Source organism: Pannonibacter sp. I15F10I1, assembly GCF_900185665.1.
Lineage (GTDB): Bacteria > Pseudomonadota > Alphaproteobacteria > Rhizobiales > Stappiaceae > Pannonibacter > Pannonibacter indicus.
Window position 1 is genome coordinate 225,345 of record NZ_FYAN01000008.1, and the last position, 12,776, is coordinate 238,120.

At 63.8% G+C, this 12,776-nt stretch carries 8 protein-coding genes; 2 read left to right on the plus strand and 6 right to left on the minus strand.

What is annotated here, in order from left to right:
• Positions 1–23: 23 nt before the first annotated feature.
• The 6 genes from edd to IF10I1_RS07005 form a co-directional block, all read right to left on the minus strand.
• Complete coding sequence (gene edd, locus IF10I1_RS06980) at positions 24–1,844, minus strand: phosphogluconate dehydratase (protein WP_186392032.1); 1,821 nt, start codon at positions 1,842–1,844, stop codon at positions 24–26.
• A 193-nt stretch (positions 1,845–2,037) separates the two neighbouring features.
• On the minus strand, positions 2,038–3,510 hold the full coding sequence (gene zwf / locus IF10I1_RS06985) for a glucose-6-phosphate dehydrogenase (protein WP_186392031.1): 1,473 nt from the start codon (positions 3,508–3,510) through the stop codon (positions 2,038–2,040).
• A gap of 163 nt (positions 3,511–3,673) precedes the next feature.
• Positions 3,674–4,450: an ATP-binding cassette domain-containing protein gene (locus IF10I1_RS06990; protein WP_186392030.1), complete on the minus strand. Its 777-nt coding sequence runs from the start codon at positions 4,448–4,450 to the stop codon at positions 3,674–3,676.
• Positions 4,447–5,517: an ABC transporter permease gene (locus tag IF10I1_RS06995; RefSeq protein ID WP_371341218.1), complete on the minus strand. Its 1,071-nt coding sequence runs from the start codon at positions 5,515–5,517 to the stop codon at positions 4,447–4,449. Before IF10I1_RS06995 ends, IF10I1_RS06990 begins: the two co-directional genes overlap by 4 nt.
• A gap of 132 nt (positions 5,518–5,649) precedes the next feature.
• Entirely contained in the window at positions 5,650–6,669 is a 1,020-nt protein-coding gene (locus IF10I1_RS07000; protein ID WP_186392028.1) for a sugar ABC transporter substrate-binding protein, read from the minus strand.
• 74 nt (positions 6,670–6,743) lie between these two features.
• Positions 6,744–8,015 carry an ROK family transcriptional regulator gene (locus IF10I1_RS07005; protein WP_186415042.1) on the minus strand — a complete coding sequence of 424 codons (1,272 nt, stop codon included), beginning with the start codon at positions 8,013–8,015 and terminating at the stop codon, positions 6,744–6,746.
• Positions 8,016–8,501: 486 nt separating this feature from the next.
• On the opposite strand from IF10I1_RS07005, the gene IF10I1_RS07010 reads away from it, so the two are divergent.
• Positions 8,502–10,175 carry a long-chain fatty acid--CoA ligase gene (locus IF10I1_RS07010; RefSeq protein WP_094463296.1) on the plus strand — a complete coding sequence of 558 codons (1,674 nt, stop codon included), beginning with the start codon at positions 8,502–8,504 and terminating at the stop codon, positions 10,173–10,175.
• Between the two features lie 223 nt (positions 10,176–10,398).
• A complete protein-coding gene (locus IF10I1_RS07015; protein WP_186392026.1) occupies positions 10,399–12,702 on the plus strand; it encodes a xanthine dehydrogenase family protein molybdopterin-binding subunit in 2,304 nt (767 codons plus the stop codon).
• The last annotated feature ends 74 nt before the right edge of the window (positions 12,703–12,776 follow it).

A 12,776-nucleotide genomic window follows, 5' to 3' on the forward strand; every position in this document is an offset into this window, starting at 1 on the left:
TGGTCCTTCCGGTAGAGGCAGCATCAGCTGCCGAAAACATGCGCGCCCGTGTCTGCCGTGCCGACGAGGGCACGGAAGGGGGCAAAGAGATCACGGCCCGTGCCGGTCTGGTTGGCCGAGAGATCATAGGTGGCGAGCGGGCGGGCGTTGAACTCCGCTGCATCCACCAGCACTTCGAGCGTACCCTTGACGGCATCGACGCGGATCACATCGCCATCCTGAATACGGGCGATGGGGCCGCCGTCGCAAGCCTCTGGCGTGACGTGAATGGCGGCCGGCACCTTGCCGGAGGCGCCGGACATGCGGCCATCGGTGACCAGCGCCACCTTCAGGCCCTTGTCCTGAAGAATGCCGAGGGCGGGCGTCAGCTTGTGCAGTTCGGGCATCCCGCAGGCCTTGGGGCCCTGGAAGCGCACCACGGCCACCACGTCGCCGGTCAGCTCGCCGCGCTTGAAGGCCGCCTGAAGGTCGTCCTGAGAATTGAAGACGCGGGCAGGAGCCTCGATGATGTGACGCTCTGCGGCCACGGCGGAAATTTTGATGACGGCGCGGCCCATGTTGCCATCCAGCACCTTCAGTCCGCCGTTGGCCTGGAAGGCCTTGGGCATCGGCGCCAGCACTTTTTCATCGCCCGACACGGCAGGCGCAGGATCGCGGCGGACAGCGCCTTCCCCGTTCAGCTTGGCTTCGACGGTGTAGCCGTCAAGGCCGGTGCCGTTGACGGTGCGCACGTCCTTGTGCAGCAGTCCGGCGGACAGAAGCTCGCGGATGAGGAAGCCCATGCCGCCTGCAGCCTGGAAGTGGTTCACATCCGCCTTGCCGTTCGGATAGACGCGGGCGAGCAGCGGCACCACGTCCGACAGCTCGGAAATGTCATCCCAGGTCAGCTTGATGCCGGCCGCATTGGCCATGGCGACAAGGTGCATGGTGTGATTGGTGGAGCCGCCGGTGGCGTGCAGGCCGACGACGCCGTTGACGATGGCGCGCTCGTCCAGCACTTCGCCGATGGGGGTGTATTCGTTGCCGAGGGCGGTAATCGCCAGCGCGCGCTTGGCCGCTTCGCGGGTCAGAGCCTCACGCAGCGGCGTGCCCGGATTGATGAAGGACGCGCCCGGCATATGCAGGCCCATGATCTCCATCAGCATCTGGTTGGAGTTGGCCGTGCCGTAGAAGGTGCAGGTGCCGGGGCCATGATAGGACTTCGATTCCGACTCCAGCAATTCTGCCCGGCCGACCTTGCCTTCGGCATAGAGCTGGCGCGTCTTGGCCTTCTCGTCATTGGTGATGCCGGAAGTCATCGGCCCGGCCGGGATGAAGACCGCAGGCAGATGGCCGAAGGAGAGGGCGCCGATGACGAGGCCCGGAACGATCTTGTCGCAGATGCCGAGATAGACGGCGGCATCGAACATGGCATGGGAGAGGCCGATGGCTGTGGACATGGCGATGATGTCGCGGGAGAAGAGCGACAGTTCCATGCCCGACTGGCCCTGCGTCACGCCATCGCACATGGCCGGAACGCCGCCTGCCACCTGGGCAACGGCACCGGCATCCCGCGCGGCCTGCCGGATCAGCTCCGGGTAGGTCTCGTAGGGCTGATGGGCCGAGAGCATGTCGTTATAGGCGGTGATGATGCCGAGGTTCGGCACCACATCGCCTGCGAGCGCGGCCTTGTCGGAAACGGTGCAGGCGGCAAAGCCGTGGGCGAGGTTGCCGCAGGCCAGAGTGGAGCGGCGCGGCCCCTTCTCGCCATCGGCCCGGATGCGGTCGAGATAGCGGGAACGGTTGTCGTGGCTGCGCTTGACGATGCGCTCGGTCACCTCTGCGATGCGGGCATGCACGGTCATGGAACTTTCTCTCCCTCAGTTCCGGGGCGGGAGGGGCGCATCAGGCGTCCAGAGCAGATCACAATCCCGCCGCCCTGCGGATTTAATCGATTTAAGCCGAAGCGGCAACTGCTTCCGGCATGTCATTTTTCGATCCCGGTCACCGTGCCGCCAGCCGAAGGCGGGCGGCACGGTTGCCCATATGCGGGCTGGATCAGGCGTTTTCTTCCGACCAGGTGCGGCCATCGCGCTCGATCAGGGCGATCGAGGCGGAGGGGCCCCATGTTCCGGCGGTGTAGCCCTTGGGCTGATCCTTGGCGGTGGACCAGGTCTCGAGGATCGGGTCGATCCACTGCCAGGCTGCATCCACTTCGTCGCGGCGCATGAACAGGGTCTGGTTGCCGCGGATCACGTCCATGATCAACCGCTCATAGGCATCCGGATTGCGCACCTTGAAGGCGTCGGCAAAGCTCATGTCCAGCGGCACACGGCGCAGGCGCATGCCGCCGGGGCCCGGGTCCTTGATCATGATTTCCATCTTCACGCCCTCATCCGGCTGAAGGCGGATGACGAGGCGGTTGTCAGTGATGACACCGGCTTCCGCGCCGAAGATGGAGTGGGGAATCGGGCGGAACTGCACGACGATTTCCGACACGCGGGTGGCAAGGCGCTTGCCCGTACGCAGGTAGAACGGCACGCCGGACCAGCGCCAGTTGGCAATCTCTGCCTTGATGGCGACGAAGGTTTCCGTGACGCTGTCATCCCGGCCCAGCTCCTCCAGATAGCCCGGCACGGCACCGCCGGAGGAGGCGCCAGCCTTGTACTGGCCGCGCACGATGTGCTTTTCCACCAGTTCCGGGGTGAAGGGCGCCAGCGCCTTCAGCACTTTGAGCTTTTCATCGCGCACGCTGTCCGCATCCATCGAGGCGGGCGGCTCCATGGCGACGAGGCACAGCAGCTGGAGAATGTGGTTCTGCACCATGTCGCGCAGGGCGCCGGCCGTATCATAGTATCCGGCGCGCCCGCCGACGCCGAGCGACTCGGCCACGGTGATCTGCACATGGTCGATGTGGGCGGCATTCCACAGCGGCTCGAACAGGGCGTTGGCAAAGCGCAGCGCCATCAGGTTCTGCACCGTCTCCTTGCCGAGATAGTGGTCGATACGGAAGATTTGGTGTTCCTGGAACACCTTGCCGATGGTCTCATTCAGCGCCTTGGCCGACTCGCCGTCCTTGCCGATCGGCTTTTCGATGACGACGCGGGTGTTGGCATTGACGAGGCCAGCCTTGCCGATCCCGGCGCAGATGGTGCCGAAGATATCCGGCGACACTGCAAGGTAGAAGGCACGGACCACATCCGGGCGCTCGTTCAGGATCTTGCCCAGTTCCGCCCAGCCAGCGTCTGCGGCCACATCAATGGCGACATAAGTCAGGCGGCCAAGGAAGCGGGTGAGCGCGGCATCGTCGAGATCCTTGATGTGCTCGCGCAGGGCTGCTTCCGCCCAGGTGCGGTACTCACCGGAAGAAAACTCGCGCCGCGATGTGACGATAATGCGGGCTGCATCAGGGATCTGGCCGTCGAGATCGCGGAAATAGAGGGCCGGGAGCAGCTTGCGGTGCGCGAGGTCACCGGTGCCGCCGAATACGACCAGATCGAAATCATCCACTGCGATCACGCGAACGGCCATGCTCCTCGTCTCCCTTTTGGAGTGCGGCCGCAACGGCCGTCTGATTTATTTCGATGAGTTAAATAAAGGAAAATGGGTTGGGCCGCAATGCTAACACGCATTATCCGGAACGTCTCCGCCCGTTTCGGTCTTTTTGTGGGGCGGAGACGAAAGCCTTTTCAAATCATGCGGCTAGACCGGCCGGAGGTTCCATGGCGCCGGTCATGATCGCCACCGCATCCGACATGGAAAAATCGGCGGGCTTGATGATGGCAGCCCGTTTTCCAAGCCGGTGGATATGGATCCGGTCTGCCACTTCAAACACATGCGGCATGTTGTGGCTGATCAGAATGATTGGCAGACCGCGCGAGTTCACGTCCTTGATGAGATCCAGCACGCGGCGGCTTTCCTTCACGCCAAGGGCAGCTGTCGGCTCGTCCATGATGATCACCTTGGAACCGAACGCCGCTGCACGGGCCACCGCGACACCCTGGCGCTGGCCGCCCGAAAGCGTCTCCACCGCCTGGTTGATGTTCTGGATGGTCATCAGGCCGAGTTCCGCCAGCTTCTTGCGGGCGAAGTCTTCCATGGCCTTGCGGTCGAGGGTGCGGAAGACCTTGCCCATGAGGCCGGGTTTGCGGATCTCCCGGCCCATGAACATATTGTCGGTGATGGACAGGGCAGGGGACATGGCGAGCGTCTGGTAGACAGTCTCGATCCCGGCCATGCGCGCATCATTGGGGGAGGTGAAGCGGATCTCCTCGCCATCCAGATGGATGCTGCCGCTGTCCGGCGTCACGGCGCCGGACAGTGCCTTGATGAGCGTGGACTTGCCCGCACCATTGTCGCCGATGACGGCGAGGATCTCGCCGGGCATCAGGTCGAAGTCGCAATGATCCATGGCGGTGACGCGGCCATAGCGCTTGACGAGGCCGCGGGCCTTCAGAACTGCCTCGGTCATGCCGTTACCTTTCTGATCCACTGGTCGATGGTGACGGCGGCGATGATCAGCACGCCGATGAGAAGATAGGTCCATTGCGGGTCGGCGCCGGACATGCGCAGGCCCAGTTCGAACACGCCGACGATCAGCGCACCGAAGAAGGCGCCGACGATGGAGCCGCGTCCGCCGAAGAGCGAGATGCCGCCAATCACCACAGCGGTGATCGCCTGAATGTTGCCGATGACACCTGTGGTGGCCGAGGGCGAGACGGAGCCGAAGCGGCCGATCATGACCCAGGCTGCCAGGCCGCAGATGAAGCCGACGAGCATGTAGACCGACATGAGCGTGCGGTGCACGTTGACGCCCGCAAGCTTTGCCGCCTCCGGGTCATCGCCCACCGCATAGACATGGCGCCCCCAGGCCGTGCTGCGCAGGGCATAGGCCAGAACCGCCACCACGAGAATCATCAGGATGACGCCATAGGTGAGGCTTGCGCCGCCAACCTTGAGCGTTGTGCCGAGGAACTGCAGGAAGGGCGCCTGCGTCTCAATGTCCTGCGCGCGGATGGTTTCATTGGCAGAGTAAAGATAATTGGCGGCCAGAACGATCTGCCACATGCCGAGCGTGACGATGAAGGGCGGCAGCTTGACGCGCGAGACGAGCCAGCCGTTGACGGCGCCGATCATCGTGCCGCAGGCAAGGCCGATCATCACCGAAATGGCGGGCGGAATGCCATAGCGGAAGGTGAACTGGCCCATGATGACGGACGTCAGAACCGCGATGGCGCCGACGCTGAGATCAATGCCGGCGGTGAGAATGATCAGGCTCTGGGCCGCCGCCAGCACGCCGACGATCTGCACCTGCTGCAGGATCAGCGTCATGGCGAAGGGCGAAAAGAACTTCTCTCCGAGATAGGCGCCGAACAGCAGGATGGCTGCGAGGAGAACGAGCAGCGGCACGAGCGCCATGTTCGTGTGCAGCGCATGGTGGAACTGCTGCAGGACGCCTTTCTTGTGATCCTGAAACTCGGCGAAATTCTCTTCCCGGCGCGTTTTTACCGCATCCTCGAAGTTGTCGGTCTTGCTCACGGCCAAGCCTCCTCCCGCTGTGAGAGAGACACCGGGCGCCGCGGGGCGCCCGGATCTTCTCCGGCATGTTTTCTGGTTCTTGTGACGTCAGGGATCAGGCGGGCCAGCCGCCCGATCCGCATGCACGAGGTCTCAGCCCCAGCAGAGCTTCTTGCCTTCCTCGACCGAGATCGACTGGACGCCATCCACCGGCTTGCCGGTGACGAGCGACACGCCCGTGTCGAAGAAGTCCTTGCCGCCGGTGGCCTGCGGCTTGGTGCCGTCCTTGGCCCAGGCGGCGATGGCCTCGATGCCCTTGGCGGCCATCAGCAGCGGGTACTGCTGGGAGGTGGCGCCGATGACACCGGCTTCCACATTGGCAACGCCCGGGCAGCCGCCATCGACAGAGACGATCAGCACGTCCTTTTCGCGGCCGATGGCCTTCAGGGCCTCGTAGGCGCCAGCGGCAGCGGGCTCGTTGATGGTGTAGACCACATTCACTGACGGATCCTTGGCGAGCAGGCTTTCCATGGCCTTACGGCCGCCTTCCTCGTTGCCCTGGGTCACGTCATTGCCGACGATGCGCGGATCGGTCTCATCGCCCCACTTGTTCGGGTCGCCCAGTTCGATGCCGAAGCCCTTGAGGAAGCCCTGGTTGCGCAGCACGTCGACGGTCGGCTGGGACACATCGAGGTCGAGCATGGCGATTTTCGCGTCAGCGGTCTTGTCCCCCAGCGTCTTTGCGGCCCACTGGCCGATCAGTTCACCGGCCAGGAAGTTGTCGGTGGCGAAGGTCATGTCAGCCGAGTCCAGTGGATTCAGCGGCGTGTCGAGGGCGATGACGAGAATGCCGGCATCGCGGGCCTGCTTGACCGCCGGAACGATGGCGGAGGTGTCGGAGGCCGTCAGCAGGATGCCCTTGGCGCCGTTGGCGATGCAGGTTTCGATGGCAGCGACCTGGGTGTCGTTGTCGCCATCGACCTTGCCGGCATAGGCATTCAGCTGAATGCCCAGTTCCTTGGCCTTGGCGGCAGCGCCCTCGCGCATCTTCACGAAGAACGGGTTGGTGTCCGTCTTGGTGATGAGGCAGGCATTGACCGTATCGGCCTGTGCCGGGGCAATGGCGCCCATGGCTGCGAATACGGAACCTGCGAGAAGCATCTTGCGGATCATTGTCGTCATCCTCCCTGACCGTTTTGTCTCCTCCCGTTCTGGCCCCGGCCGGTTCAGGCCAGAACGGCTGCCCCTCAAGCTGTCGAGGGGGCTTCCAGACGGAGGGCTCCCACCCCCGCCGATCCCTTGAGGCCGCCAGTCAGGATTTCTGCCCGGGGCGAGAAATTGAAGAACATGGGCAGGCTGGCGGCGCCGAGGGCGCCAGCGTCCTGCCCGAAGCTGCCATGCTCCACACGCGGCGCATCGCGCGCTTCCGGCGCTTCTTCAACGAGCGCCCGGTGCAGTTTGCCGATCAGTGCACTCAGCATGCCGCTGTCGATGTCGCAGTCGATCACGATCAGGGGAATGTCGAGCAGGGCATGACTGGCGCGTACGGAAGGCAATAGTGCATCCACGCAATCCTCCAGCCATTCCCCCACTTCGGGCCGCCCGGCGATGACCGCCTGCTCCAGTTCGGCGCGTGACGGGCGCAGGCCGGAGCCTTGCGTCAGATGCCGTGCCAGCGCGCCGAGCGAGGCGCGGGTCAGCAGGATGTCCCAGCTGCCTTTCGGGCGCGGGGCGCCGGCCAGCTTGCTTGGCGTCACCGGCATCACAGCCACGTCGGCCGCATTGCCCGTGACGCCGCGCACCACATCGCCATTCATGATCAACCCGCCGCCGATGGCCGGGCCGATGAACAGGTAGAGGAAATTGTCTTCCTGGCGGCCAAGCCCGTAGAAAAGCTCGGCGACTGCCGCTGCCGTGCCGTCATTCTCGGCGAAAACCGGAAGACCGGTGGCCGCCTCAAGGCTTGCAGCGAAGTCCACCTCGTCCCACGGCTTGAAGTTCTCTGCAGGAAGACCAAGCTGCTGCAGCCACGCGCCCAGATTGAACGGCTGGGCAAGGCCGATGCCGGTCAGGCGGCGGCGCTCGGCCGGGGACAGAAGGTCCTGCAGCCTCTCGATGTCCTGCCGGATCATGTCCACCGCAACGGAGGGAAGCGGCAGGATCATGTCGTGGTAGCTGCGCCCGATGATGCGGCCGGCGAAATCAACCAGCACGGTCTCGATCCCGGCGCGGCCGAGGCGGACGCCGAAGCCGAAGGCACCGCGTGTGGCGAGGCGCAGGATCGTGGCCGGCTGGCCGCGGCCGCCATCGTGCCGCTTGCCGACTTCCTCGATCAGGCCGTCCTGGGCCAGTTCCTGGATGATGGCGCCAATCGCCGCATTGGTCAGGTTGGCTGCGCGGGCGAGCTCTGCTTTGGAGGCTTCCCCGGCGCGGCGCAGGATCTGCAGCACGATACGTTCGTTGTAACGGCGCAGTTGCGCCGAATTGCTGCCTCTCCCGCTTGTGACGTTTCCTGCCATTCAGCGTCCTCCCTGGTGGCCGATATGAAGCCGCGCCAGCACCGAATAATTTTTGTTGATTTAATTATTTGATGCTTAAGGCGTGCAGTCAACCATTTTCGTTGCTGCACTGCGTCAAACTGCAGCTTCTGGGATATTAGATTCCCTTACACGTTTTGAGGAGATGGCAATTTCAACTAGGGGTAATGTGCTGAAGCAATCTTCCCCTGGTGCCGGAAATGCCATCCGAAATGTGAAATCCGAAATCGCGTTCAGGTACGGCTGAAGGCCGGCTCTCCAGACATTTCAGAAAAAAAGTCGCAGGTGCCGTTACGTCGCAGGTTGACGTAAACGGAAGGAACGTCAAATCTGTAGGAGGACGCCCCAGGCAGGGGTATCAACCTGGAATGCCGCAGGCAGGGAGGTTGCGCTGGTGAGCGCAAGCCGGGAGTTGGGCTCCCGGGCCGGGGTTTTCCAGGTGGCGCAGAATCTCGATTGGAGACCGCCATGGCGAAAGTGGAGGAATGGGTCGCGGCTTTCAGGCCCCGCCCGCTGCATGAATATCTGGAGGAAACCGTCGCAGCTTATGGCAGGAGCCCGGCTGTCGACTTTCTTGGCAAGACCTGGACCTATGGTGAGCTCGGTGCCCTGGTGAACCGCGTTGCCGCAGGCCTGCAGGCACTGGGGGTCACCAAAGGCACGAAGGTTGGCCTGTGCCTGCCCAACACGCCTTACTACACAGTCTTCTACTTCGCGCTGATGAAGGCCGGGGCAACGGTCGTCAATTTCAACCCGCTTTATGTGGAGCGCGAGATCGCCTTTCAGGCGCGGGATGCGGAAGTGCGCATCATGGTCACGCTCGACCTCAAGGTCATCTATGACAAGGTCGAGGCGGTGCGCAAGGATGGCATCCTGGACAGGCTCATCGTTTGCCCGATGGCCGATATCCTGCCTGCAGTAAAGCGGGCGCTGTTCACCCTGTTCAAGGGCAAGGACCGGGCCGCCTGGAAGGCGGACAGCGGCCACGTGCCCTATGCGGCCCTGCTGAACCGGGGCGCCAATCCGGTACCGGTCGCCATCGATCCGGCCGAGGACGTGGCGGTGCTGCAATATACCGGCGGCACCACCGGCGTGCCGAAGGGCGCGATGCTGACGCATGCGAATCTGTCCGCCAACATCGAGCAGATGAAGGACATTTTCCATGCGGCGGAGAAGGGCAAGGAGCGGATGCTCTGCGTCATTCCCTTCTTCCACGTCTTTGCCATGACCGTGGCGCAGAACCTTGCTGTCGTGCTGGCCGCGCAGATGGTTCTGATGCCGCGCTTCGACATGAAGCTGCTGCTGGATACCATCAAGCGCACCCGTCCGACGCTGTTCCCGGGCGTCCCGACGATCTACACGGCAATCAACAATTCACCGCTCACCGTCTCCTATGACCTGACCAGCGTGAAGCTGTGCATCTCCGGCGGCGCGCCGCTGCCGGTTGAGGTGAAGGAGAAGTTCGAGACGATCACCGGCTGCATCCTCGTGGAAGGCTACGGACTGACGGAAACCTCGCCGGTTGTCTCATGCAATCCCCTGGACGAGCGCCGCCGCGCCGGTTCCATCGGCCAGTTGGCCCCCGGCACGCTGGCGGAATTCCGGGCGCTGGACGATCTCTCCAGCACTGTGCCGCAGGGCGAGAAGGGGGAACTGGTGGTCAAGGGGCCGCAGGTGATGAAGGGCTACTGGAAGCGGCCCGAGGAAACCGCCCGCACCATCGAGAACGGCTTCCTGCACACCGGCGACGTGGGCTATGCGGACAAGGACGGTTTCATCTATCTGGTGGACCGGATCAAGGACCTCATCCTCTGCTCGGGCTACAACGTCTATCCGCGCGTGATCGAGGAAGCCCTGTATCAGCACGCAGGCGTCGAAGAGGCCATCGTGATCGCGGTTCCGGACGAGTACCGGGGACAGGCGCCCAAGGCCTTCGTCAAGCTGCGGGCCGGTGCCACGGTCACGCAGGAGGAAATGCGCGCCTTCCTCAAGGATCACCTCTCTGCCATTGAGTTGCCGCGCGAGATCGAGTTCCGTGATGCGCTGCCCAAGACCATGGTGGGCAAGCTGTCCAAGAAGGAACTGGTCGAGGAAGAAGCTGCCAAGCGGGCTGCGGCTGCTGCCAATCAGCCGGCCGCCTGACGCCTGACCCTGATCCCGATGAGGGGCCCGCCGGATACCACCGGCGGGCCCCTTGTCATTCATGCGGATATGAGGATCGAGCGTCTTGCCTCTAATTCGGGGTTGACGTTTCACGGTCCGGCACAACATTCTTGTCTGACAAGACAAGCTTCGCAGCCCCTTCAGGCCAATCCCCACGCGCCGCATGGCTGCATCAGCCCATAACAATCGAGGCCGTTTCCAGATGAACCAGATGACGCCGAAGAAATTCGGGATCGGTGCCCCGGTCCGCCGCAAGGAAGATCCTGCCCTGATCACCGGCACAGGCCGCTACACGGATGACTTTGCCCCCGAGGGCACGCTGCATGCCTATGTGCTGCGCTCCGCCATGGCGCATGCCCGGATTTCCGTCTCCGGTCTCGATGAGGCCCGCGCCCATCCGGGTGTGGCGATGGTGCTGACCGCGGCTGACCTTGACGGCATGAAGCCGATGCCGGTGAAGGCGGTGATGAAGCAGCTGGACGGCACCATGCACTGGTGCCCCGTGCGGCCCGTGCTCTGCACCGATACCGTCCGCCACGTGGGCGATGCCATTGCCTTCGTCGTCGCTGACAGCGTCAATGCGGCCAAGTCGGCGGCGGAACTGATCGAGGTGGATTATGAGCCGCTCGATGTGATCGTCGATATCGAGGAGGCGGCTCAGGACGGGGCAACGCTTGTCTGGCCGGAGCATGGCACCAACAAGGCGTTCCGCCTCGGCCATGGCGATGAGGCGAAGACGGAAGAAGCCTTCCGCAACGCCTCGCATGTCACCTCTATCCGTCTCGTCAACAACCGGCTCGTGGCCAACTACATGGAGCCGCGCGCCTGCCTTGCCGAATATGATGCGGACAGCGGCCGCTACACGCTGACGGCGGGCACGCAGGGCGGCCATGGCCAGCGGGACATCATCGCCAAGGATATCCTCGGCATCGATCCGGCACGGCTGCGCATCATCACCCCGGAAGTGGGCGGCGGCTTCGGCACCAAGATGTTCGTCTACCGGGAATATCCGCTCTGCCTGTTTGCGGCGGAGAAGCTGCGCCGTCCGGTGAAGTGGACCGGCGACCGCATGGACCACTTCGTCACCGACGCGCATGGCCGCGACAACATCACCACCGCCGACCTGGCGCTGGATGCCGATGGCCGCATCCTTGGCCTGCGCATCCAGGTGCTGGCGGCCATGGGTGCCTATCTGCACCAGTATGGCCCGTTCATCCCCTTCGTCGGCACGTCCATGTCCACGGGGCTCTATGATATTCCGGCGCTTTTCGTCACGGCGACCGGCGTCTACACCCACACGGTGCCGACTGATGCCTACCGCGGTGCGGGCCGTCCGGAAGCGGCCTATCTGATCGAACGGCTGATCGAGAAGGCAGGACTTGAGACCGGCCTTGGCACGGCGGAAATCCGCCGCCGCAACTTCGTGCCCTCCAGCGCGCTGCCCTACACCACGGCGACGGGCCGCATGTATGACACCGGTGATTTTGCTGGGCACATGGACAAGGCGCTTGAGGTGTCGGACTGGAGCGGTTTTGCCGCCCGCCAGGCGGAAAGTGCTGCTCGCGGCAAATACCGCGGCATCGGTCTTTGCAGCTACATCGAGGCCTGCGCCTTCCCCGGCGGGGAAGAGGCGACGGTGGAACTGAACGGCAATGGCACGGTGACGCTGCTGATCGGCACCCAGACCAACGGTCAGGGCCATGCCACCGCCTATTCGCAGGTGATCGCCGAACAGCTGGGGCTTGATATCGGCCAGATCGAGGTGATCCAGGGCGATACCGACCGGGTGCGTCAGGGCGGCGGCACGGGCGGCTCCCGCTCCATTCCGCTCGGCCTGCCGTCGGTGCTGGAAGCCTCGAAGAGCCTTGTCCGCAAGATCAAGGAAAAGGCCGCCGATCAGCTGGAAACCGGCATTGAGGATCTGGAGCTGGTGGATGGAGAGGTCCGTGTCGTCGGTACCGACCGTTCCGTTTCGCTGGCTGCGGTTGCCGCTGCAGCGGGTGAAAAACTCGCCGGTCAGGAAGAGGTGAAGCAGGCCGAAGCGACCTATCCGAACGGCACGCATGTCTGCGAGCTGGAAGTGGACCCGGAAACGGGCGATGTGGAATTGCTGAACTACACCATCGTTGATGACTTCGGCGTCACGGTGAACCCGGTTCTGCTCGCCGGACAGGTCATCGGCGGCACGGTGCAGGCGATCAGTCAGGCCCTGTGCGAGGAGACGGTGTTCGATGCCGATGGCCAGCTGCTGACGGCCTCGCTGCTCGATTACCGCCTGATCCGGGCATCGGACCTGCCGGACATTCACTTCGAGACGAAGAACGTGCCGTCCACCACCAACGCGCTGGGCATCAAGGGCGCTGGCGAGGCTGGCACCATCGGCGGCTGCGCGGCTGTGATGAATGCCCTGCAGATGGCGCTGCGCGATGGGGCAGGGGTGGAGCATATCGACATGCCCGCCACCCCGCACCGGGTCTGGCAGGCCATTCAGGCCGCCCGCGTCTGACAACGCAATGCGAAACCGGGCAGCGCAGGTGACTGCGCTGCCCCCTCATTTGGACCATCGCCGGTTGCCTCTTC

Excerpts from the sequence above, each read along its gene's own strand:
- IF10I1_RS07005 (WP_186415042.1), bottom strand. The coding sequence starts at position 8,015 with ATGGCAGGAAACGTCACAAGCGGGAGAGGCAGCAATTCGGCGCAACTG.
- IF10I1_RS07010 (WP_094463296.1), top strand. The coding sequence starts at position 8,502 with ATGGCGAAAGTGGAGGAATGGGTCGCGGCTTTCAGGCCCCGCCCGCTG.
- zwf (WP_186392031.1), bottom strand. The coding sequence starts at position 3,510 with ATGGCCGTTCGCGTGATCGCAGTGGATGATTTCGATCTGGTCGTATTC.
- IF10I1_RS07015 (WP_186392026.1), top strand. The coding sequence starts at position 10,399 with ATGAACCAGATGACGCCGAAGAAATTCGGGATCGGTGCCCCGGTCCGC.
- IF10I1_RS06990 (WP_186392030.1), bottom strand. The coding sequence starts at position 4,450 with ATGACCGAGGCAGTTCTGAAGGCCCGCGGCCTCGTCAAGCGCTATGGC.
- edd (WP_186392032.1), bottom strand. The coding sequence starts at position 1,844 with ATGACCGTGCATGCCCGCATCGCAGAGGTGACCGAGCGCATCGTCAAG.
- IF10I1_RS07000 (WP_186392028.1), bottom strand. The coding sequence starts at position 6,669 with ATGATCCGCAAGATGCTTCTCGCAGGTTCCGTATTCGCAGCCATGGGC.